The organism is Trinickia camelliae, from assembly GCF_053525655.1.
In genome coordinates this window covers 1-22,344 of record NZ_JBCHAA010000024.1, presented here as the reverse complement: position 1 = coordinate 22,344, position 22,344 = coordinate 1, and the positions used below count along the sequence as shown (strand labels likewise).

Below are 22,344 nucleotides of genomic sequence, written 5' to 3'. Positions count from 1 at the left end.
AGACGGTATGTTTGCGATCAACGTCAATTGATCGTCAACGTTATCGTCGCCGTAGCGTTGATTCTGCCTACAGTTGGTGCCGTTGCACCGACTCGCAGAACGGTCGCTTCCAATGCGAAGTCGGACTGCATCTGACTTCCGGAGGGCGTGTGCTTGATTGTGCTGTTGCTGTTATTGGGCACAAGGGTCGTGTTGCTCGACGGCTCTCTCAAACGGATTGCCAAATTTTGCGCTCCCGTGTTCTGAATCATGCTCGGATCATTTGTATCCGGCGTCGCGGCTAGAGTGGCAGTGATCGAGGTCGGTTGAGTTGGGCCGGTGCAGAGCGCTGAGAAGTTGACAGATCGGGTCGGGCCCGCCGAAGCCGAGACCTCGCGGGGCCCGAACGTGCCGAAATCGACGTTCAGGGTGCTGGCATTCACGCTGCACTTGGGCAGAACCGTGATGGTTACGGAACCAGCGGTGACGGTCCCGACGGTCCCTCCGTTATCCGCTACGATCTGCCCGACGGTTCCGAAAGTCACTGTCGCCGTGCTTGGGATATCCCCTATTTTGTACAAAATGACGGTCACGGCTTTCTGCGATCGAACCACGTCCATTTTGGGGGGGGCTATAGAGGAGGTGGCGTTGCGGGGCCATGGAAGGGGGCCTCCGGATGCGCTGGATATACCGACCACTCGATAGCCAATACCGGGCACATTTGTTTTATAGATTGTTTCGCCTGCCTGAGTTGTGACGCCGGAGACCGCGGGAGAGGCTGGTACTAGGTTCGAAGCCACAGTGCCACCCGGGGCGGTACAGACGGCGATCCCCAACGATCCTACATCGTTTGACGTACCGGTCACTATTGGAAGCCCAAGGCCGAAGTCGGGGTCAATTTGTGTTCCCGAGGGAAATGTGACGGCATAACTGAGTGGCGTATTGCCGGGGAGTAGGCCCGCGCCGTCTAGGTTGGCAAGCCTCAAGGCTTCCTGATCGCTTGCGTCACTAGTATTAAAGGGGTGACAAGCCGCAAATGCACTATTTGATAGTGCTAAAGCAACAAAGAAGCAAAGAGCTACGGTTCTTTTCATCATGATGTTGATTGGAAAGGCTGCGTTCGGGCTGAATTGGTTCCTCGACTTGTCATGACCAAGCATCACACGTCGACTTCATCCCATTTAGCAAGCAAATCGGCCGGAATGATATGGGCGATTTCTGAAAAACGCTTCCCGACCATACGTTCTGATTGCCGCAGCAAGACGATGACCGGGCTGCTCGGCTCGTTTTGCTCGAACCACATCCGCGTTTCTTGAATCCTCGAAAGGGCGTTCCAACGATCCATGCGCTCGGGTTCGGAGGCGATCGGCTGCGCTGGGAATGCGTAGCCCTCGTTTGACTGCGCGGGCGCAGACGCCGGTGCAGCGTTTGGCGTTGTCGCCGCAGACGCAGGCGCCGTTGCATTGCTGACAGGCTCCGCAGCCGGATTCACCGTCGCAGCCGCAGGCGCCGCACTCGCGCCGCCTTCAAGCTGGGCCTGTGCAAACGGCTGAAGCAACTTCGCCAGCATGCCAAGTTCAGGCGCGTCTGCATCTAGTGTCTGCTGACACGACGCAACGATTTCCTGAAGAAGGCGCTGTGCCTCGACCAGCGCCGCTGTCACCGCATCGCGCCGCCCCCACAGATCCTTTAGCAAGCGGCTAACCGATTCTGGCGCTAGCGCATCCTTCTGCCGCGGCAGGGCGAATGACTTCTCGATATCGCGCAGTTGCAATTGCACGCCGGAGGTTTTCGGCATCGCGATATCGCGCACATCGGCGAGCGCGCCATCCGGATCGGCCAGCGCTGCGATCGCGTTGGAATACATGACCGGATCCCGCTCGCCCTCGAACACCGGCAGCGGATACAGCGCCTCGCCGTAGCGCTCAAGCATGGCCTTGAGGAACGCAAGACCGTCACGCAAACCCGTCGCGCCGCTCTGCCGGATCCGGCATCGCAGCAAAATCACGGCAAGCCGGATATCCTTCGTGCGCAGCAGCAGCGCACGGCAATCGCGCTCGATTTCGGCCCAGTTGGCCGCCTGCGGGACGTCGACGAAGTCCCCGTACTGCGCTTCGGACTTGGGTGCGGCCGCAGTTTGCAGCATCACGAAAGCCGAGTCGTATTCGAGGTCGGGACCGCATGGTTCATCGGCCGAAATCGGCTCGAGCAAGTCTGCGTAGCGCAGCGCGTCGTTAGGAGTTTTCGCGTTCATATGCAAAAGCGTTGAATTCAGTCGCTGTACTGTTCGGGCTCGAAGACCATGCCGACCATCGGATCGTCGGTCATCGATTCGCCGAGCCAAGTGGAATAGCCGAGCCGCTGAGCGTCGTCGGCGCGCGCCGGCGGCGCCGCGCGCGGCTTGATGAGCAGCTTCACTTCCCAGTCGTATTCGTGGCCAACGAAGGCCCGCACCCATTCGACGAAGGTAGGCAGATCTTCACCATGTGGCGTGAGGCGCAGGTATTGGTCGAGATCGAGCGGCCCGACGGCCAGTTGGAATTTGTGCTGCTTATCCGGAATCATTTCTCCGAGCAGCGCGCCTTCCCCCATGATGGCGGGCGGTCCGGGCATGCCGATCTTCGTATGCTCCGACTGCTCCACCGGAATCCAGTGAAAGACGAACTCTTCGACGTGCATCGGCACGCCGAAGTACTGGGACAATGCCGCGGCAAGACCATCCGGGTTACGCGCCTCGCGCACAAGGTGCGCAACCGCGCTGAAACGCGCATGCGTTGGTAGCGGTGAGTGCTGTGCTTCGCGCGAGTCGGTGCCCATCAGGCTCGCGATGTAGAACGAAAATTTCTCGTCGTTCGAGCGGTCCAGCGACGCCGTCGCTTGCGACGACGCCCACGCGCGGTAAAACAACGACAGCGCGCGATGGTGAAAGAGGTCGTTGAAGCGGACGAGCGTGTGATCTTGACCTTCCGTGCGGCTGTAGGCCGCCTCGGTCATGTGCAACGGCAGCGGCCCTTGGGGGCCCCAAAGCCCCAGCCCGAACAGCTTGATATCAAGGCGGCCGTTGTTCGTCGCGAACGAGGCGATCTCGCGCGGCGCGAACGCCATGGTTGGTTGCTGGCCGATGCGGAACGGTTCTTCCCGCGGCAAACGCGCGGTGCCGGGCGACGGCATCCGCGGATCGCGTGCGGTGATGGCGCGCAACAGGCTCAGGAAGCCGGCCTGCCACGGCGCGCGCGGATCGAACCATGCTTCCAGCGCTTCAGGACGAAGGTGCGTGCCGGGTCCCGGCGCTGTCGTGATTGGTGCGCCCATGCTTATACAGCTCCGCGTCCGCCCATGCGCGGCTGCCAGCGTGTGATGAGGCCGCGCTGCATGGAATGAAGTTCGGTCTCGGTAAACACGTTGATAGAAACGTGGCGAGCCAGATAGTGCTCGAGCACGAGGCCGAACAGATAGGGGCTGATGCCGGAGAAGCCGGTTTCGTCGACGGTCAGCTCGCAGCGCACGCCGCGCCCGTAGACGAGCAGCCCGTGGCCCGGGAGGCGCCGCACGACGGGTTCCGTTCGCGCGCCGACGAGCGCATCGATCTGCGCGGTCTGCTCGCGCTCGCCCGGCGAGACGAACAGACGCAGCATGTTGCGCATCGCTTGGCCGCCGTCGCCATGATCGAGCTCGGCAAGCGGCATGTAGTTGAAGCTCAACTGGCGGATCAGCCGCCAGGCGGTTTCGCCGGACGCGTACGGCGGCCTCGGCGCGCTCGGCGGATGCACTAGCCGCACACCCTCGATAGGCACCGAATCCGACATGATTAGATCGTTCATGCCGTTACGCGGAATCAGGCGCGGCAGGTCGCGGTTGGTCACCCAAGCTTCCACCGACAAGTAGCGAATATCGTCGGCGTACGGCGCTTCCGCTTGATCGACGAGCGACACATAGACTTCGGTGCCGATATACGGCGTGCGCGTGCCGTATTTGCGCGCGTTGGCCGATAGCGTGCGCTGCTCGCGCCGGATCGAGAAGTAGCGGCCGTGGTTGCCGAGGTCGCTATGCAAGGTCTGGTAGAGCGGATTGAAGGTGATTTCCGACGACGTCTCGGCCTTCTGGCCGAACACACGCGAGACCGAGAAGATCTCGTAGTCGAGCGGCCGGGTGCGATCGGCGAGCAAGTGGAACTCGGTCAACGCGCGATTGACTTCGACGCGGTCCGTCCGCTTCGGGAACAGGTTGATGACCGGCGTGCAGAACAGCTGGAAACGCGAGGCGTCGACGTGCGTGCTGAGCTCTTCCGGCAGACGGTTCAGGAGCAGCACGATTTCCGCTTCCTTGCCGTCGATGCGCGAAAGTCCGGGCGCGAGCTGCGTCAGCGCAAAGAAGTAGAAGCGCTGGCGGCAGGCGAAATATTCTTGCAGCAGGTTGTGGCCATGGAACGAGTTCCACGGCAGCGGCAGCAGGCCCTGATCGGACTGCAAACCTTCGAATTCGACGGGCGTCTTGGCAACCACATGCCCTTCGCCGCGCGCGGCGCCATGGGCGCGCACCACCGACGCCACGCTGCCCGCGTGGATCAGCTCGAACAGATGCGACGCGATGCGTTCGTCGCCGCCGATGTAGAGCGGTAGACGGTCGAACTCGGTCATCTGGTTGAACTTCACTTCGCCGACCGTGCGCAGGCGCAGGCGTAGGGCGCCGCGCATCTGCACGTGCGGCAGCAGATATCGTTCGGTATTGGGAATGTCGGGCGGGACGGCCGTCAGCTTAGCTTCGACGATCTCGATCGGCCATAGCGTCACGTCCTGGCCGCTGCGGAACTCGCACGCCGTTTGCTCGCCGGCGGGAATCGCCGAGCGCAGCGTGCTGTGGCGCGGCACCTTGAAGCCCTTGCTGAAGTCGCCTTCGCGCAGGCTCGGCCGCAGCTGCGCCACGGCGATCGACGGCGTCGGCGCAACGTAGTTCGGATAGACGACTTCGAGTAGGCGCTGGGTGAAGCGCGGAAATTCGGCGTCGAGCTTGAGCTGAGTTCGCGCCGACATGAAGCAGAAAGCCTCGATCAGCCGCTCGACGTACGGGTCGGCCACTTCGATGCCTTGCATGCCAAGGCGGCGAGCGATCTTCGGGTGCTGCTCGGCGAATTCGCCGGCCATCTCCCGCATGTAGGTCAACTCGCGACTGTAGTAATCGAGGAACTTGGGATCCATGTCAGTACGTGCCAAGCCGCCCTCAACGGTCTGCCCCCTTGGGGGCGGCGAACGAAAAGAGCGGTGGGGTTGTTGTGTATCAAGCCTGCTTGTGCGAGCCCGTATCGAGCGTGACCTTGTTCATTTCGACATCGAACAGGCTTTGGATACGGAATTCGAGCGGGTAGGGCGACCACTGCATCAGCCCTTGAATTTCGAACATCAGCTTGTTGTACCGCATCGGCTCGTCGCTGTTGATCGGACGAATCCGAAGTGATTCGGGAATCAGCCTAGGCTCGAAGCGCGTGATCGCGAGTCGGATCAGCTTCTCGATCGATTCCCAGTTGCGATCGGTGAGATAGCCGCCCGACAGCGCAGGAATGCCGTAGTTGACGACCGAAGCCGCGGCCGCCGGATGACTCGACATGTCGATCTCGTCGTCGAGATTGGTCGTATTGAGCAGCAGGCTCAGGTCGCGCTGGACGATGCGGCGCATGCCCTCGTGATTGGGGGCATACGCGTCCGGGCGCTCGCTCTTTCGCTGCGGCTCGTCGTCCATCAGGCGGTCGAGCAGCGACGGCAAGTACGCTTGCCTTTGCCAGGTCTCAGGCTGCCCCATCGCCGCTCTCGGTTTCTTGTGCCTCTTCGTCCTCGTGGATGAACCGGCAGTCGCCGATTTCGAGGAGGCCGAAGTCGCCTTGATCCGTGGACCAGGTCTTCTGGCCCAGGGCGATCACGCCGGTGTTGCCGACGTCGGTCCAAGTCGTTTCGCGCGCCAGCTTGATCGGCATCGGGCCGATTTCGGAGCCGGGGTAGCGCGTCGGCAGGTAGCCGCGCAGAACCGTCGCGTTGCGCAGGATCGCAGTGACGGGGCGCCAGACCAGATCGGTCAGGGTCGCGGCCGGCGTCAGCGTGAGCGACTTCATTTCGTCGAACGGAATCCAGCGGTAGCCGCCCGCGACGGCCATTTCGCAAATCGGGCCGAGCCGGGTGTCGCTCTCGGCGAGCCACTCGAATGCGCCCATGCGCGTGCTTTCGCCGCGTGTTGCCGGCGCGTCGTTCAGCGCCGCTTCGCGCAGTGCGTCGGCTTCGGCCAGCTTGCCTTCACCAAGCTTCGCATTGGCTTGCAGCAGCGTCTCGACCCAGGCCGGATGAGGATCGATGGCGCCGGGCGTGCGTGTTCCCGCGAAGACTTCCGCGCGGAACATCTCGCTCTGGATCAGCCCGCGATGCAGCTGGGCACGAGCTTCGCCCTGCGGCTCGAGCGACGCCCACGTCTGCAACTGCTTGAGCGCGCGCTCCCAATCGCCGTCGATGCACAGCAGTTGGAACAACAGCCAGCGCTCGCGAGCATTGGCGGGCTGCTTGCGGACGGTTTCCGTCGTGCGGGCCTTGAGTTCTTCGTAGGTTTGCGTCTGCAGCAGGTCGTGCAGTTTAGGCATGCCCGATGCGGGCAACTCAGCGTTGAGTTTCATCTTTGTTGGATTCCTGTTCGTCATAGTGGGTGGAGTTGACCATCTGAATATGGCTGTCCACGCTAATCAGGTGATGCTCTTGTCGGGCCAGCATGGCCGGTTGCGGGAACAGCTGGCTGCGTGCGTTGCCGGGGGCCAGCAACGACAAAATTTCATGGCGTTCGTCCGCCTCGAAGATTTGCTCGGCGCCGAATTCGTCGAGGCTTTCGAGCACGGCATCGATGTTGCGACTGCTGCCGAGCAGGTCTTCGAGCAGCGAACCGTCGTCGCGGCGCCTCAGCATGTCCGTAAACGGGTCGTTGGGCGGTGCGACGATCGGGGCGTTTTCGGTCGATACGTTCTTCAATTCGTGCGAAGAGCCGCGAGTGCGATGCAATAGCGTTTGCTTGTATTCCGCGGTAAGTGCGGCGAGCGGGTCCTTCTCTTCATCGTCGAATGTCAACGACATGTCGCCGCCATTCGATCCGTTGCCGAGGAGCGCAAGCGCCTTGTGACCGCCCGACGGATGATCGTGATAGTGATCGTCGAGCAAGGTCGGCCCCGCCAACGCGATCAGATCGCTGAAGTCGGCAGGTTGTGCGAGCGGCACGATGTCGGTGGACGAGGCATCCGCCGACGTATTTGTCTCGGGTGCCGCAGGGCTTGCGTGCTCGGGCGTGTGGACCGATTCCTGCGGCGTGTCGAACTGCTCGGGCCCATGCGCCAATTCGGACGGCGTTTCGAATACGTGGGCCCCATGCGCGTCGGCGTGGGACTGGGATGCGGGCTCGTCGTCCGAGTCACGAGACTCGGCAGTCTGCTCGCTCGACGGATTGGCAAGCGTGGCGATTGCGCCGGCTTCGTCGTTCGGGTGTGCGGTCGGAGCCGCGAGCGGTTGCTCCGGCTCTGCGGCGACTACCGCGGGCGCTGCCCACGTCGGTTCGATAGACGGTTCGGACGGCCACACGAAGGACGAATCCGCTTCCGAAAGCGACTTGAACACCGGCTCCGACGCGGGTTCGGAAGACGGATCCAGCGACCATGCCGACGTGGCCTTCAAAGAGGGTTCCCGATCGGCACCGGGCGCCGCGTTCACGAGCTGGCTCGATGACGGCTCGCGAACGGGTTCGCGTGACGACTCAGTGCTCAATGCCGCCAACGGCCATTCGAAGGACGGCTCGATAAACGGTTCAAAGGCCGAATGCACGGCAGAGCTGGCAGGCGCGTCGCTGAGCGTATGGAGCGAGGTGGTTGTTTCGCTTGTCGGCCCGACGGTGTCTTCGGCCGCCGCTTGGTTCAGATGCTCGAAATGCGCAGTAGCGTCGACGCTCGCGTCGAGCGTCTCGACTTCTTCGGCGTGCGCGCCATATTGGGCATCGATATTGGCGAATGCATCCGAGCTTGCGTCATCGGACAATTCGGATGCGAGCGGCGCGCTACTGCTTGCCGCGACTTCCGCGGCCGCCAAGATGGCTTCGGATATATCGAAATCAGAGAAGTCCGCGCTTGCCGTGGCATCCGTAGTCGCGGCGGCAGTCGAAACTGTAGCGAGATTGTCGAGTGCGGGCGAGGCCGTATCGGCGAGCGCGCGCGATTGTTCAGGCTTCTCGGGGGCTTTTGAGCTCAAGCCCGCAATCGGCCATTCGAAGGAAGGCTCGATAAACGGTTCAAAGGCCGAATACACGGCAGAACTGACAGGGATGTCGCTGTGCGCGGTGGTTGTCTCGCTCACAGGCTCGATTGTGTCTTCGTCCGCCGTTTGGTTCAGATGCTCGACATGCGCAACTGCATCGACGCCCGGTTCGTCATGGGACGCGGCGAGGCTCGCGTCGAGCGTCTCGATTTCTTCGACGTGCACACCATGTTTGGCATCGATATTGGCGACTGCGTCCGAGTTTGCGTCATCGGACAATTCGGATGCGAGCGGTGCGCTCCTGCTTGCCGCGACCTCCGCGGCCGCCGAGATGGCTTCGTTGATATCGAAAGCGAGGATGTCCGCGCTTGCCGTGGCGTCCGCAGCCGTAACCGTAGTGAGATTGTTGAGCGCAGGCGAGGCCGTGTCGGCGACCGGTTCGGACGTGAGTGGCTCGATATCGTCCGATGGATGGGAGAGCGTGACCAGTGTGTCGACGACGTCGACTTCGTCCTTCGGTTGTTCGGCCGGAGCGGCGAACGTGGGCGATTGTTCAAGCTCTGCGGGGGCTTCTGAGGGCGCTGTCCACGTCGGTTCGATAGACGGCTCGAAGAGCCACGTCGAAGATGAATCCGCTTCCGGAAGCGACTTGAACGCCGGTTCCCGCGCGGGTTCGGAAGACGGCTCCAGCGACCACGTCGACGCAGTCTTCAAAGACGGTTCCCGATCGGCATCGAGTGCCGCGATAACGAGCTGGCTCGATGACGGTTCGTGAGGGCTCGCCTCGAACGTCTCGATTTCTTCGGCGTGCGCGCCGTGTTTCGGTTCGAAATCGTCGAATGCAGCCGAGCTTGCGTCATCGGATGATTCGGAAGCGAGCGGTGAGCCACCGCTCGCTTCGATCTCCGAACGCATCCAGCGAGCCTTGTAGTAATCGATTGCGGAGATGTCTCCGCTTGCCGTGGCGTCCTCAGCCGCAACCATTGCGAGATTTTCGGACGCAGGCGAGACTGCATCGTCGAACGATTCGGACTCTAGCAGCGCACTGCCACCCACCGAGATGCCTGCATCAGCAATGGAAAGGATGGTGTCCGAAGCATCGAGCGTGAGAGTGCCACCACTGACCTGATCCCGTTCGGATTCTGGCAGGAGCTTACCGTCGAACTGAACCGACCCGACGTACATCTCGAGTTTGCTTGCTTCATTGGGGGCGATATTCCACCGCGCATAGTAGCCAGTCATGGTTCGACAACTCTCTTGAAGATTTTGAGAAAGGGGCATGCCGGCGATACTGCCTGCGGAAATGCGCGTGACAAATGAGTCAAGCAGGAAGTGCACGCGCCAGAGTACGTCTCGATGGGATGCTACTTCTCAGTGAGACGCGGAGATATCGGAATTGTCCTAAAGCTGGGGCAGTACTGCTGCGCTATCGTTGTCGTGTTTTGTGGGGCTAGGAGTGAATCACGGGAATTACTTCGCCATTCCGCACACGCTGGAGTCGACACATTCCCGGCCATACACAAAACGAAAACCGGATTGAAACGGGCTTGCCAAAATCGGCGCGTGAGCCACGTCCAGCTTGGATGATGAAAGTTATCCAGCCGGTTTCAGAGTCTTCCGGGAAACGCCAGCTTCATTCAATTTGGTTGCCTATTGAATTGAGGTTCATCTTATTTCTTTGCGCCTTTTCGCTTTCTTATAAATTGATTGGCAGTTCATAAGTAATGACGATAAGTCAAGCAAAATAAAACGTTTATCAAGCATCCTATGACCATTTCACGCCAGGCTCTGTTCGGAAAACTCGGAGCCACTCTTTTCAAGAGCATCGAGTCGGCCACGACATTCTCGAAACTGCGCGGCAACCCGTATGTCGAGCTCGTTCATTGGCTGCACCAATTGATGCAGCTTCCCGACAGCGATCTGCATCGCATTGTCCGGCATTGCGGAATCGATCGCGCGGAGCTAGATCAAGACATGACCCGTGCGCTCGCCGCGTTGCCGGCCGGGGCCAGTTCCATCAGCGATTTCTCTCACCATATCGAGATGGCGATCGAGCGCGCCTGGGTGCTCGCGACGCTCACCTTCAACGATGGTCGCATTCGTAGCGCGTGGCTCGTTGCCGCACTCGTGGAAACGCCCGAGCTGCGCCGCGTGCTGCTGTCCATCTCCGTCGCGTTCGGCAAGATTCCGGTCGACGGCCTGCATGAAGCGCTGCCGGCATGGATCGGGGGTTCGCCCGAAGCGGAGGACGCTGCCTACGATCACACCGACTTCGGATCGGCAATGCCGGGCGAGGCGTCGAATGCGATCGCCGCGCCGGCCAAGGGCGGCTCCGCGCTCGAGCAGTTCTGCGCGGACCTTACGGCGCGTGCACGCGCCGGCGAGATCGACCCCGTGGTCGGCCGCGAGCTCGAGATTCGGACGATGATCGACGTGCTGCTGCGACGCCGTCAGAACAATCCGCTTCTGACCGGCGAGGCCGGCGTCGGCAAGACCGCGGTGGTCGAGGGGCTGGCGCTCGCGATCGCGAGCGGCGACGTGCCGCCGAAGCTGGCCGACGTGCGGCTATTGAGCCTCGACGTCGGCGGTCTGCTTGCGGGTGCAAGCATGAAGGGCGAGTTCGAGGCGCGCCTGAAGTCCGTGCTGGAAGCGGCTGCGAAGTCGCCGGTTCCCGTCATCCTGTTCGTCGATGAAATCCATACGCTGATCGGCGCGGGCGGCCAGGCCGGCACCGGCGATGCGGCCAATCTGCTCAAGCCGGCGCTGGCGCGCGGCACGATCCGCACCGTTGGTGCGACGACCTGGGCCGAGTACAAGCGTCATATCGAGAAAGATCCCGCGCTCACGCGCCGCTTCCAGGTTCTGCAAGTGGGCGAGCCCGCGGAGGCGGCTGCCATCGACATGGTTCGCGGCCTCACGAAGACTTTCTCGAAACACCATGGCGTCGTCGTGCTGGACGCGGCGATTCGCGCCGCGGTGACGCTCTCGCATCGCTACATCCCGTCGCGCCAATTGCCGGACAAGGCGATCAGCCTGCTCGACACAGCCTGTGCGCGCGTGGCGCTGTCTCAATTCGCGCCGCCGCGCGAGCTGCAGGATGTGCGGCAGCGTTTGCAATCGGCCCGTGTCGAACTGGATCTGCTCGAGAAGGAGGCGCGCATCGGCCTCGACGCCGACAAGACGCTCGCGTCGGTGCGCGCCCGCATCGATGCGCTCGAGACCGAAGAGCGCGCGATCGAAGCCCGCTGGCGTGCGCAGGCCGAAGCGGCTCAGGCGCTGCTGAGCGCTCGTGAAGCCGCCTGCGACGACGGTGAGGGTGAGGAAGGCGAGGTGCGCGAGCAGCCGTCCCTCGACGCGCTGCGCGAACTCGAGCGCGCACTCGCGGACCTGCAAGGCGACGCGCCGCTGGTGTTCCCGGAAGTGGGCGAAGCGATCGTCGCGGAAATCGTCTCGGACTGGACCGGCATTCCGGTCGGCCGGATGGTGACCGACGAAGTGCTTGCGGTCCGTTCGCTGCCGGCGACGCTGGAAGCGCGCGTGATCGGCCAGTTTGACGCGATCCAGCAGATTTGCGAGCGCGTGCAGACCGCACGGGCCGGACTGACCGATCCGAAGAAGCCGCTCGGCGTGTTCCTGCTGGCCGGTCCGTCGGGCGTCGGCAAGACCGAGACGGCGCTGGCGCTGGCCGAGGCGCTGTACGGCGGCGAGCAGAACCTGATCACGATCAACATGAGCGAGTATCAGGAGGCGCACACGGTGTCGGGTCTCAAGGGCGCGCCGCCGGGATATGTCGGCTATGGCGAAGGCGGCGTGCTCACCGAAGCGGTGCGCCGGCGTCCGTATTCGGTGGTGCTGCTCGACGAGGTCGAGAAGGCCCACCGCGACGTCCATGAAATGTTCTTCCAGGTCTTCGACAAGGGCTATATGGAAGACGGCGACGGCCGCTATATCGACTTCCGCAACACGACCATCCTGCTGACGAGCAACGTCGGCTCGGATCTGACCGCGAGCCTGTGCGCTGACGAAGAGCTGGCGCCGGATTTCGAGGGCCTGCGCACTGCGCTGACGCCCGAGTTGCTGAAAGCCTTCCCGGCGGCATTCCTCGGACGCGTCTCGGTCGTGCCGTATGTGCCGCTCGCGCAGCAGTCGCTGGCGCGGATCGTGCGCCTGCATCTCGATCGCGTCGTCAAGCGCATGGCGGAGCAGCAAGAAGTCGAGCTGACGTACGACAGCCGCGTCGTCGACTACATCGTCGGCCGCTGCCTCGTGCAGGAGACGGGTGCGCGCGTGCTGATCGGCTTCATCGAGCAGAACGTCCTGCCGCGGCTCGCGGCGCTGTGGCTCGATGCGATGTCGTCGAAGCTGTCGTTCAAGCGGGTGTCCATCGATGTCGCCGACGAGTCGGCAGCGCCCCCGGTCGCGCTGGTGTTCCGCGCGGAGCAATAAGCAATAAGCGAGCGATACGCGGCCGGAGCCGTGCCCGATGAGGGGCGCCGCGACGGCCGCGTGTTGGAAATCACCACGCCGGAAGGATCGATCGCTGTGGCAAACGATCGCACTGGGGAGGCTTTCTATCACTCAGCCGTCAGATGCATGTTGCGCGACACGCGGTGACCGCCGCGCGTTGTGCAGCTCAGGTCGAACGTCGGACAACGCCGGTTGCGAAGGTCCGGTCCGAAAGAACGCTTCCTGGTAGTTGACCGGTATCGATTCCAGCTAAGCGGGTATCGGTGCGGAACGTTGCAGCTGGCGCGCAAAGGTTGGAGTGCAAATTGAACGAACGACAGACGCCGATCCGCGTCGCCATTCTGGACGACCATGCTGTCGTCAGGCATGGCATCAAGGCTCATCTTGGCGAGCAGCACGATATTTCGGTAGTCGCCAGCTTCGAGCATTCGCGCGAGCTTCTTCAATGGCTGAAAAAGAATCCGGTCGACGTGCTCGTGCTCGATTACTCACTCGGCCCGAACGAAATCGATGGACTGAACCTCATCCACATCATCCGCTCGCGCTTTGCGGCTTGCCGGATTCTCGTTTCGTCGGCCTTCAATGCGCCGATGACCGTCGCCCTGACGGCTCGCGCCGGCGTGGCCGGCTTTTTCGGCAAGGACGAGAGCTTGCGCGACCTCGTTCGCGCGATTCGCAAGGTACACGCGGGCGGAACCTACTTCAATTCGCCGCTGGGTACGGATGTGACCCTTGCCGTCCCGCCACGGGCGAGCCGGCCTGAAACGCCGCCGGGCGAGTCGAGCGGCGATCGGAGCCGGGCGCCGCCAGGCATCAAACTTCCACTGAGCCCGCGCGAATACGAGGTGCTGCGCTGCTGCCTCGCGGGAATGACGATCTCGGAAATCGCGAGCAAGTTTTCGCGCAGCCCGAAGACGATCAGCGCGCAAAAGCACGCGGCGTTTCGCAAGCTGGGCATTCGTTCCGACTACGAGCTCTATGGCGTGTCGGAAGCGCTCAAGGCGACCTGAATCGCTGCGGGCCTGAAGCAGGAGCTGAAGCGCTAACTCCGATCGACCAAAAAAAACCGCTCAAGCCGGCGGCCTGAGCGGAAACGGAGAATTGCAACACTAGCTGCATGGCTTGAAAGACATGCAGGTATCGAGTGTAGGCAGTTTAGGCATTTGTAAGAATGAGATAACGCCTAAAAGTCGCCTTTCTCCCCGTTTTTGATTTCGAGGCGTTTTAGGTTTTTATCTGACGATGGCCTAGATATCTCTTCTGCATTTATCAAACGATAAGCGCTGCCGAGCAATGGCACGCTCGATCGTTTCATTCCGACCACTATTCGCTGGGCCTTATGCCCAATATCCGGCACATCAAGAGCGGGTAGCGCGTGCCGTAAACGCAATCTGAGCGCATTCCACAGCGGCGGGAGACACCGCGGCGTGCGCGACACAACTCAATTGCGTAATGAGGATGGCGAAATGAAATGGTTTGACAATTTGACTGTCCTGCGAAAACTGCTGTTCGCATTCGCCGTCGTCATCGGCTTTGGGGTGCTGGTTGGGGCGGCAGGGTTGCGCAGCCTCTCGTCGATGCACCAGATCGCCGACGACATCGGCAGCCGTCACATGGACGGCCTTTACTGGATGGAAGAGGCGAACAAGCACAAGCTCGATACCGATCTCGCCGCCGCGAACATGAGCTTTGCGCCGGACGATGCCGCCCGGCAGCAACTGAAGGACGGCATCAGCGCTTCGCTCCGGCAGATGCACGACGGGTTCGACCACTATCGAGCGACGCTTTCCACCGACAAAGGCCAGGCGCTGTTCGATGACGTCCTGAAGAAGAACGCCGTGTGGGAAGGCATTGTGCGAGTGGAAGTCGGCGTCGACCCGGCGCCGGCCGGCGTCGATCACGCGGAGCTCGTGCGCCGGGCGATCGCGGCGAGCGTCGCGCTGCGCGACACGATCGGCACGCTGATCGAGTACCAGCGCTCGCTAGCGACCGACGCGCAGAAAAACGCGACCGCGACCTTTCAGTCAATGCGGCTCGTGATGATCGCGCTGCTGCTCGTGTCGATCGCCGTGGGCGCGCTGCTCGCGACGCTGATCGCGCGCCGCCTGTCGCGGCAACTGGGCGGCGAGCCTGGCTACGCGATGCAGATCGCGAGCCGGATCGCGGCGGGGGACCTGGCGGTGCGCGTCGATACACGCGCCGGCGACAGCACGAGCCTCCTCTATGCGCTCAAGGACATGCGCGACAAGCTGGCCGGGATCGTCGGCGGCATCGGGGAGTCGAGCGAGTCGATTTCGCTGGCTTCCCACCAGATCGCGCAGGGCAACGCCGATTTGTCGCAGCGGACCGAAGAGCAGGCGGCGTCGCTCGAGGAAACCGCGTCGAGCATGGAGGAGCTGACCTCGACCGTGAGGCAGAACGCCGAGAATGCGCAGCAAGCGAGCGGGTTGGCGCATGGCGCGTCGGAGGTTGCCGCGAGGGGCAGCGTGCTGGTCGGCGATGTAGTCGATACGATGCGCGAGCTCGCGAGCGGCTCGAAGCGGATGACGGACATCATCGCCGTGATCGAGAGCATTGCGTTCCAGACCAACATCCTGGCGCTGAACGCAGCCGTCGAAGCGGCTCGCGCGGGCGAGCAGGGGCGGGGGTTCGCGGTCGTGGCGGGCGAGGTGCGCTCGCTCGCGCAACGCAGCGCGGTGTCGGCCAAGGAGATCAAGGAGCTGATCGAAAGCTCGACGCAGCGTGTCGGCAGCGGTGCGGCGCTTGCCGAGCGGGCCGGGGAGACGATGGCGGAGGTCACGCAGGCCGTGCGGCGCGTGACCGACATCATGGGCGAGATTTCGGCGGCGTCCTCCGAGCAGAGCAAGGGCATCGAGCAGGTCAGCCTGGCGGTCGCGCAGATGGATCAGGTGACGCAGCAGAACGCGGCGCTCGTCGAGGAGGCGGCGGCCGCTGCGGGATCGATGGCCGATCAGGCGCGGCAGTTGAAGGTGGCTGTCGCCGTGTTCGATCTTGGCCGCCGGGAGCGGCGCGGCGAGGATGCCCGGCAGGTTGAACGGCGCATCGAGCGTCCGGCGATAGCCGGCACGCTCGCCGCCGCCGACTGGGGGCAATTCTGATCCCGCTTTTCTGATCCGCTTGTCAGCGCCGGTGGCGCTCCTTAAACTCGCGCGTGATTCCAATACCCGCGCCGCATCAATCGTGCGGCGCATCCACGCCCGGCGCCCGGGGTCACGACACCGGCCGCCCGGCGCTTTCACGCCGCCCAAGAGCTAGAGGAGAACCCCCGCAATGGCCGATTCTTATTTCCCGCGCTGGCGCGAGCAGCCGCGTGCCGTCGAAGGCCGGGTCGTCAACACCGACGAGCGCCTGCCGTGGCCGCAAATGCTCGCGATGGGCGTGCAGCACGTCGTCGCGATGTTCGGCTCGACCGTGCTCGCTCCGCTCCTGATGGGCTTCGATCCGAACCTGTGCATCTTCATGTCCGGGATCGGGACGCTGCTCTTTTTCGTGCTCGTGGGCGGGCGCGTGCCGAGCTATCTCGGCTCGAGCTTTTCGTTCATCGGGCTCGTGATCGCGGTGACCCCCTACTCGGGCCACGGGCCGAACCCGAACATTCCCGTCGCGCTCGGCGGGATCATCGCGTGCGGAGTCGTGTACGCGATCATCGGGCTCATCGTCTCGGCGGTCGGCACCAAGTGGATCGAGGCGCTGATGCCGCCTGTCGTGACCGGCTCGATCGTCGCCGTGATCGGCTTGAATCTCGCGCCGATTGCGGTCAAGGGCGTGAGCGGGTCGAACTTCGATTCGTGGATGGCGGTCGTGACGGTGCTGTGCGTCGGCGGCGTCGCGGTATTCGCGCGCGGCATGCTGCAGCGGCTCTTGATTCTGGTCGGTCTCTTGATCGCTTACGTGATCTACGCGATCGCCACGAACGGCATGGGGCTCGGCAAGCCGATCGATTTTGCGATCGTCGCGAACGCGGCGTGGTTCGGTCTGCCGCACTTCATGGCCCCCGCCTTCGACCCGCACGCGATGACGCTCCTCGCGCCGATCGCGGTGATCCTCGTCGCCGAGAACCTCGGGCACATCAAGGCGGTCAGCGCGATGACGGGGCAGAACCTCGATCCGTACATCGGCCGCGCGTTCATCGGCGATGGCCTGGCGACGATCGTCTCGGGCTTTTCGGGCGGCACGGGGGTGACGACCTATGCGGAGAACATCGGCGTGATGGCCGTCACCAAGATCTATTCGACGCTGGTGTTCGTCGTGGCGGCCCTGATCGCGCTGCTGCTCGGCTTCTCGCCGAAGTTCGGCGCGGTGATCCAGACGATTCCGGGGCCGGTGCTCGGCGGCGTGTCGATCGTCGTGTTCGGGCTGATCGCCGTGACCGGCGCGCGGATCTGGGTGGTCAACAAGGTCGATTTCTCGGACAACCGCAATCTGATCGTTGCGGCCGTGACGCTGGTGGTCGGCGCGGGCGATTTTTCGCTGAAGCTCGGCGGCTTCGGGCTCGGCGGGATCGGGACTGCGACGTTCGGCGCGATCATCCTGTACGCGATTCTGCGGCGCGAGGCCGTGCGCGGGCCGGTGTTATAGCGGCAAGGTAGGTGCAACAAAGCGGCGGTCGTCCGCGCTTCACTCCGGCGACCGCCCCTTCACCCGCGTCACCACCGCCGTCTCCGACAAATCCACTTCCCGCATCAGCTTGTTCAACGTTTCGTCGTTGATCTTCTGATCGGCGAGAAGCTTGAGCAGCACCGCGCGCTCGGCGCGCATCGCGGCGATCCGCATCTTCTGCTCGAGCGTTTCCATTCGCCGTGCGACTTCACTCGGTGTCTTGTCGTCGCCGCTGCCGAGCGACGCGAGCCGGCGCCGGTAGACATCCATCACGCGAGCTGTGACGTCCGCGAACGACGCCGCCGCCGACTCGTCGAGATCGGCCACGAGCTTGTCCTGCGCGTCGTGAAGCGCGCGGATCGCGGCCTGAGCGGCGAGGATGCGCGCGTTGCGTTCCTCGGCGGCGTTCGGATCGCGTCCGACGCGCAGGCCGCGCAGCAAGAGCGGCAAGCCGATCACCGCAATCAAGAGCGAACCGAGAATCACGCCCGACGCGATGAAGATCGCCATCTCGCGTCCCGGCAGCGGCGCGCCGTTCGGCAGCAGCTCCGGCAGCGACAGCACGCCCGCCAGCGTGATCGCGCCGCGCACGCCGCCCACCGTCGTCACGGCCGCCGTGCGCAGTCCCGGCACCGCGTTCGCCACACCGTGCTTCGCCGCGCTGCGGCTCGCGAACCAGCGCAAGAGCCACACCCACGCGAAGCGCATCGCGTAGAGCACCGCGAGCATCGCCGCGACATAGCCGACCAGGCGCACGACGAGCGCATCGCTTTCGTGATGCGCGCTGATGAGCGCGCTGCCGATGATGTGCGGCAACTGCAGCCCGAGCAGGATGAACACCATCCCGTTGAAGACGAATTCGATCATCGTCCAGGTGCCGGCGGCGCGAATGCGCGATGACCCCGGCGCCTTCTGCGAGGCGGTCGCGACGCCCATCGTCATCCCCGCGGCCACGGCGGCGAGGACGCCCGACCAGCCGAAGTGCTCGGCGAACAGATACGACGCGAACGGCACGAGCAGGCTCATCACGATGCCGGGCGCGGGGTCGACTTCGTCGCTGAGCGCCAGAAACCGCCCCGACACGAACGAGAAAATCCAGGCCACGGCCACGCCGGTCGCGATGCCGCCCGCCGCGATGAACACGAAGCTCACCGACGCGTCGCGCAGCGAGAACACGCCGGTCAGCGCGGCGGCGATCGCGAACTTCAAGGCGACGAGACCGGACGCGTCGTTCATGAGCGCCTCGCCTTCGAGGATGTGCATCAGGTGCGGCGGAATCCGGTTCTTGCCGGCGATGGCGGTGAGCGCGACGGCGTCGGTCGGCGACAAGACCGCAGCCAGTGCGAAGGCGACCGGCAGCGGTAAGCCTGGAATCACGAGATGCGCGAAGTAGCCGACCGCCAGCACGGTGATGAAGACGAGCCCGAGCGCGAGCATCAGGATCGCGCGGCGCTGCATGAAGAACTCGCGTTTCGGGATGCGCCAGCCATCCGCGAAGAGGAGCGGAGGGATGAAGAGCAGCATGAAAAGCTCGGGATCGAACGTGACGTGCAGGCCGAGCCGGGGCCAGGCGAGCAGCGCGCCGATCGCGATTTGCATCAGAGGCAAGGGCGCTTTGAGCGGCAGCAGGCGGGTGACGATGCCGGACACGGCAACGGCGAGAAGCAGAATCAGGACGGTGAAGACAATTTCCATCGAATGCAGCGGTAAAGCAGGACACAGAGTCCCGCAGTGTAGCGTGTTGCAGTGCGCCACCGCTCCCAACTGCGCCGGCCGTGCTGCACCGATACGGCGCATCGGCAAGCGGAGCGGCAGGGGCTCCTTGCACCGTGGCGGTGCGGGAAAGTTGACGCGCGGCGCCCCACACCTTGCGTGGCATGCAATCTACGCGGTGAACACGCGATGAGCCGCCGTACCGGCGTGCGCCGCCGCGCGCATGGACCTTGCTTAAACGTGCCCTGAGACTACATTGTGAAATTCAGAGGCCGTCGATGACGACACCCGCTTTCCGTTCTGGCTATACCAACGCGCCGAGGCCGACATGGTGACTGCGCTGCAGGAGACAAAAACCATCCCGGCGCCGCCGCCCGGGTTCGAATTGAGCGTCACGTCGGGGCTGCAGCGCTACGCCGTGCAGCACGACGACCTGACGCTCACGAGCGCGTTTCAGCCGATCTTCAGCGTGTCGCACATGCGCGCGGTTGGCTACGAAGGGCTGCTGCGCGCGCACGATGCGCTCGATCGCGTCGTGCCGGCGCTCGACGTGTTCGGCGAGGCGGCGCGCCACGGCGAGCTGCACCTCGTCGACCGGCTCGCGCAGGCGCTGCATCTCGAGAACTTCAAGATGCTCGGCGCCGAGCGCGAGTGGCTGTTCCTCAACGTCCATCCCGAAGCGCTGACCGATCCGTATCACGCGGCGGCGCTGTTCGCGAACCTGAAGCGCCTCGAGCTCTCGCCGCGCCGCGTCGTGCTCGAAGTGCTCGAGCAGCGCGCCGGCGACATCGAAAAGCTCGCCGAAGGCGTGCGCCATTTCCGCGAAGAGGGCTTCCTGATCGCGCTCGACGATTTTGGCGCGGGCCACTCGAATATCGAGCGGATCTGGCAGCTGAACCCCGATATCGTGAAGCTCGACCGCATCATGCTGTCGCACGCCGCGCACCGCACGGACATGGCGACGATCCTGCCCGGCCTCGTCGCGCTCTTGCACGAGGCGGGCAAGCTGGTGCTGATCGAAGGGATCGAGACCGAGCACGAGGCGCAGCTCGCGCTCGCCTGCGATGCCGACTTCGTGCAGGGCTTCTTCTTCGGCCGACCGAACCCGGGGCTCGCGGATAGCTCGCACGCGGCGGCCTGCATTGGCGAGCTGACCGAGCGCTACCGTGCGCAGGCCGAGGCGCGCGAGCGGGCGAGGGCGAGCCGCCTCCAGCCGTATGTGCGCGCGTTCGAGCGCGCGGCCGAGCGGCTCGCGGCGGGCGAGCCGCTCGAAGAGGTCTGCTGGAATTTCCTCGCGCTCGATCACGCGGCGCGCTGCTTCCTGCTCGATTCGAACGGCAGGCAGGCGGGGTGCAACGTGGTGCTGCGCGCCGACCGCGCCGCCAAGGACTCGGGTTTCCTGCCGCTCGCCGACGCGCAAGGCGCGAATTGGCTGCGCCGGCCGTACTTCCGCGACGCGATCAGCTCGCCGGAGCGCGTGCACGTCACGCGGCCTTATCTGTCGATCAACGAGGCGACGCCGTGCGTGACGTTGTCGATCGCCACGCGCGTGGGTTCGCAGATGTGCGTGCTGTGCGGCGACATCGATTGGATCGAGGAGGCGCCGGTTTGAGGGCGTAGTGTCTCCATCGCGTACGATGGGCGCATTTTCGTTAGCGGGCGGAGAAGATGCGCACACAACCGATTTTGCTCGAAGTCATCGCGACGACGGTCGCCGATGCGAAAGCCGCCGAGCGCGCCGGCGCCGACAGGCTCGAACTCGTCACCGCGATGGGCGAAGGGGGCTTGACGCCCAGCGTCGGCCTGACCGAAGCGGTGGTCGACGCGGTGACGATTCCGGTCAACGTGATCGTGAGACCGCACAGCCGCTCGTTCGTGTTCGACGCCGACGACTATGCCGTCATGGCGCGCGACGTGCGCGCAGTGGCGGCGGCCGGCGCGAACGGTGTCGTGACCGGCATGCTGACGGCGTCGGGCGAGATCGACCGCGAGGGGTTGCGGCGCTTGACCGATATCGCGAGCGAGGCCGGCGTGGCCGTCACGTTTCATCGCGCGTTCGATGAGGCGCGCGATCTCGCCGAGGCGTTCGACGTGCTGCTCGGGTTCGATGCGGTGACGACCGTGCTGACTTCGGGCGGAAAGCCATCGGTGCTCGATGCGCGCGAGACGATTGCCGGACTCGTGCGGCGCTCGCGTGGCACGCGGTGCACGGTGCTGGCGGGCGCGGGGTTGACGATAGACGCGGTCGCGGGGTTTGTGCGCGATACCGGTGTCGATGCGGTGCATTTTGGCAGCGGGGTTCGTGTCGGCGGAAGTGGTCTGGCTGCGGTCGACGAGGCGCGTGTCGCTCAAGTGCGCGCGGCGCTGGATGCGGCGGCCGGTGTTCAAACGTAGAGGGCGCCTCCGCTAGCGACAGGAACCCGGCTTCGACCGGGTTCACTCCCTGCGCGCTTGCTTAAGCAGGCGTGATCACAAGCCGCTCGTGTTGGACTTCGATCTTGAGACGCTGCCCAGGCTTGAAGCCGGCGTGCCCAAGCCAACAGCCGGAGACTTTGAACCAGGGGTAGAGAGGCGGATTGGTGCGGTAGCCGTGCAACTTCCAACGGCGGTAGCGCCACGACTGCTGAATCGTGACATGTCGCTCGGGATGAGCGGGACGTGGGGTAACATTGGCGTCAGCCATGATCGACTCCGATAGCGAGTTGATGGTGGTCAGCGGGTCGTGAGTGTTGCAGCACTTGCGGCCCGCGCTGCGTTTACGGCATTAGATGCGTATGTGCCTCCTGTGTAGGCGGTTGGGTTTAGCGGAAGTCATTGATTCACTGTATGGATAATCAGTTATCCGATCAACCTAGCCGTTAGGCAGAGGGGGAAATGCGGGGAAACGGAAGTAGTGAGACTGCGATCGGGGGGGCTGCAGTTACCGAATTGCCGAGACTGGCCCGAGTTAAGCGTGTGTGGACAAGACCGAAGGGCAACAATCGACTGCGGAAGTTCGCTGCGTGAAAAAGCAGACGTTCAATGTCCAAAATCACTGCCCTCGCGCGACTCTTCGCGCAAGGGCGGTGTGCATTGTGGGGTTAGGTTTGCGCATTACTTACACCTAGCAACGTACGAAACTCACTCTCGAGTGCGGACAACAGAGGCGTGGCTTTCTCGCCAGCTTGATTCCACACTTTGACGACGAGGGGATTAACGTAAGGCTGGTTATCGTCATCCCGAATCGCCACGTTTTGATACATCACTGCAATGAATCGCCCCGGCTATCCTAGACACTCACGAGCCGTTGGGAATGGCGTTGTTC

The 22,344-nt window shown here is 63.6% G+C and carries 15 protein-coding genes; 6 read left to right on the top strand and 9 right to left on the bottom strand.

The window, feature by feature from the left end:
- Positions 1 to 23: 23 nt before the first annotated feature.
- From AAHK20_RS30435 to AAHK20_RS30405, 7 genes are all read right to left on the bottom strand, one after another.
- Positions 24 to 572, bottom strand: coding sequence for a fimbrial protein (locus AAHK20_RS30435; RefSeq protein ID WP_449185222.1), 549 nt, complete (start codon positions 570 to 572; stop codon positions 24 to 26).
- A 566-nt stretch (positions 573 to 1,138) separates the two neighbouring features.
- Complete coding sequence (locus AAHK20_RS30430) at positions 1,139 to 2,233, bottom strand: type VI secretion system protein TssA (protein WP_449185272.1); 1,095 nt, start codon at positions 2,231 to 2,233, stop codon at positions 1,139 to 1,141.
- Between the two features lie 17 nt (positions 2,234 to 2,250).
- Positions 2,251 to 3,291, bottom strand: coding sequence for a type VI secretion system baseplate subunit TssG (tssG, locus tag AAHK20_RS30425; RefSeq protein WP_449185221.1), 1,041 nt, complete (start codon positions 3,289 to 3,291; stop codon positions 2,251 to 2,253).
- A gap of 2 nt (positions 3,292 to 3,293) precedes the next feature.
- Positions 3,294 to 5,174 (bottom strand): type VI secretion system baseplate subunit TssF, encoded by a 1,881-nt coding sequence (gene tssF, locus AAHK20_RS30420; RefSeq protein WP_449185220.1) that lies wholly within the window; start codon positions 5,172 to 5,174, stop codon positions 3,294 to 3,296.
- Positions 5,175 to 5,253: 79 nt separating this feature from the next.
- Complete coding sequence (gene tssE, locus AAHK20_RS30415) at positions 5,254 to 5,772, bottom strand: type VI secretion system baseplate subunit TssE (protein ID WP_449185219.1); 519 nt, start codon at positions 5,770 to 5,772, stop codon at positions 5,254 to 5,256.
- On the bottom strand, positions 5,759 to 6,628 hold the full coding sequence (locus AAHK20_RS30410) for a type VI secretion system accessory protein TagJ (protein ID WP_449185218.1): 870 nt from the start codon (positions 6,626 to 6,628) through the stop codon (positions 5,759 to 5,761). Before AAHK20_RS30410 ends, tssE begins: the two co-directional genes overlap by 14 nt.
- Positions 6,612 to 9,482 (bottom strand): TagK domain-containing protein, encoded by a 2,871-nt coding sequence (locus AAHK20_RS30405; protein WP_449185217.1) that lies wholly within the window; start codon positions 9,480 to 9,482, stop codon positions 6,612 to 6,614. The genes AAHK20_RS30410 and AAHK20_RS30405 overlap by 17 nt, the downstream gene beginning before the upstream one ends.
- A 525-nt stretch (positions 9,483 to 10,007) precedes the next feature.
- Here AAHK20_RS30405 and tssH point away from each other — a divergent pair.
- The 4 genes from tssH (at position 10,008) to AAHK20_RS30385 (ending at position 17,306) form a co-directional block, all read left to right on the top strand.
- Complete coding sequence (gene tssH / locus AAHK20_RS30400; RefSeq protein ID WP_449185216.1) at positions 10,008 to 12,686, top strand: type VI secretion system ATPase TssH; 2,679 nt, start codon at positions 10,008 to 10,010, stop codon at positions 12,684 to 12,686.
- A gap of 326 nt (positions 12,687 to 13,012) precedes the next feature.
- A complete protein-coding gene (locus AAHK20_RS30395) occupies positions 13,013 to 13,717 on the top strand; it encodes a response regulator transcription factor (protein WP_449185215.1) in 705 nt (234 codons plus the stop codon).
- Between the two features lie 456 nt (positions 13,718 to 14,173).
- Positions 14,174 to 15,826 carry a methyl-accepting chemotaxis protein gene (locus AAHK20_RS30390; RefSeq protein WP_449185214.1) on the top strand — a complete coding sequence of 551 codons (1,653 nt, stop codon included), beginning with the start codon at positions 14,174 to 14,176 and terminating at the stop codon, positions 15,824 to 15,826.
- Between the two features lie 172 nt (positions 15,827 to 15,998).
- On the top strand, positions 15,999 to 17,306 hold the full coding sequence (locus AAHK20_RS30385; protein ID WP_449185213.1) for a solute carrier family 23 protein: 1,308 nt from the start codon (positions 15,999 to 16,001) through the stop codon (positions 17,304 to 17,306).
- A 39-nt stretch (positions 17,307 to 17,345) separates the two neighbouring features.
- On the opposite strand, the gene AAHK20_RS30380 is transcribed toward AAHK20_RS30385, so the two are convergent.
- Entirely contained in the window at positions 17,346 to 19,022 is a 1,677-nt protein-coding gene (locus tag AAHK20_RS30380; RefSeq protein WP_449185212.1) for a Na+/H+ antiporter, read from the bottom strand.
- A gap of 346 nt (positions 19,023 to 19,368) precedes the next feature.
- Here AAHK20_RS30380 and AAHK20_RS30375 point away from each other — a divergent pair, with 346 nt between their 5' ends.
- Entirely contained in the window at positions 19,369 to 20,652 is a 1,284-nt protein-coding gene (locus AAHK20_RS30375) for a sensor domain-containing phosphodiesterase (RefSeq protein ID WP_449185210.1), read from the top strand.
- A 56-nt stretch (positions 20,653 to 20,708) separates the two neighbouring features.
- Positions 20,709 to 21,434, top strand: coding sequence for a copper homeostasis protein CutC (locus tag AAHK20_RS30370; RefSeq protein WP_449185209.1), 726 nt, complete (start codon positions 20,709 to 20,711; stop codon positions 21,432 to 21,434).
- 61 nt (positions 21,435 to 21,495) lie between these two features.
- Here the strand turns inward: AAHK20_RS30370 and AAHK20_RS30365 are convergent, their stop codons facing one another.
- Entirely contained in the window at positions 21,496 to 21,723 is a 228-nt protein-coding gene (locus tag AAHK20_RS30365; RefSeq protein WP_449185208.1) for a SymE family type I addiction module toxin, read from the bottom strand.
- Positions 21,724 to 22,344 lie beyond the last annotated feature (621 nt).

Coding starts and splice junctions, on each gene's coding strand:
- tssH (WP_449185216.1), top strand. CDS start 10,008: ATGACCATTTCACGCCAGGCTCTGTTCGGAAAACTCGGAGCCACTCTT.
- AAHK20_RS30370 (WP_449185209.1), top strand. CDS start 20,709: ATGCGCACACAACCGATTTTGCTCGAAGTCATCGCGACGACGGTCGCC.
- AAHK20_RS30375 (WP_449185210.1), top strand. CDS start 19,369: ATGGTGACTGCGCTGCAGGAGACAAAAACCATCCCGGCGCCGCCGCCC.
- tssE (WP_449185219.1), bottom strand. CDS start 5,772: ATGGGGCAGCCTGAGACCTGGCAAAGGCAAGCGTACTTGCCGTCGCTG.
- tssG (WP_449185221.1), bottom strand. CDS start 3,291: ATGGGCGCACCAATCACGACAGCGCCGGGACCCGGCACGCACCTTCGT.
- AAHK20_RS30405 (WP_449185217.1), bottom strand. CDS start 9,482: ATGACTGGCTACTATGCGCGGTGGAATATCGCCCCCAATGAAGCAAGC.
- AAHK20_RS30380 (WP_449185212.1), bottom strand. CDS start 19,022: ATGGAAATTGTCTTCACCGTCCTGATTCTGCTTCTCGCCGTTGCCGTG.
- AAHK20_RS30385 (WP_449185213.1), top strand. CDS start 15,999: ATGGCCGATTCTTATTTCCCGCGCTGGCGCGAGCAGCCGCGTGCCGTC.
- AAHK20_RS30430 (WP_449185272.1), bottom strand. CDS start 2,233: ATGAACGCGAAAACTCCTAACGACGCGCTGCGCTACGCAGACTTGCTC.
- tssF (WP_449185220.1), bottom strand. CDS start 5,174: ATGGATCCCAAGTTCCTCGATTACTACAGTCGCGAGTTGACCTACATG.
- AAHK20_RS30390 (WP_449185214.1), top strand. CDS start 14,174: ATGAAATGGTTTGACAATTTGACTGTCCTGCGAAAACTGCTGTTCGCA.
- AAHK20_RS30410 (WP_449185218.1), bottom strand. CDS start 6,628: ATGAAACTCAACGCTGAGTTGCCCGCATCGGGCATGCCTAAACTGCAC.
- AAHK20_RS30365 (WP_449185208.1), bottom strand. CDS start 21,723: ATGGCTGACGCCAATGTTACCCCACGTCCCGCTCATCCCGAGCGACAT.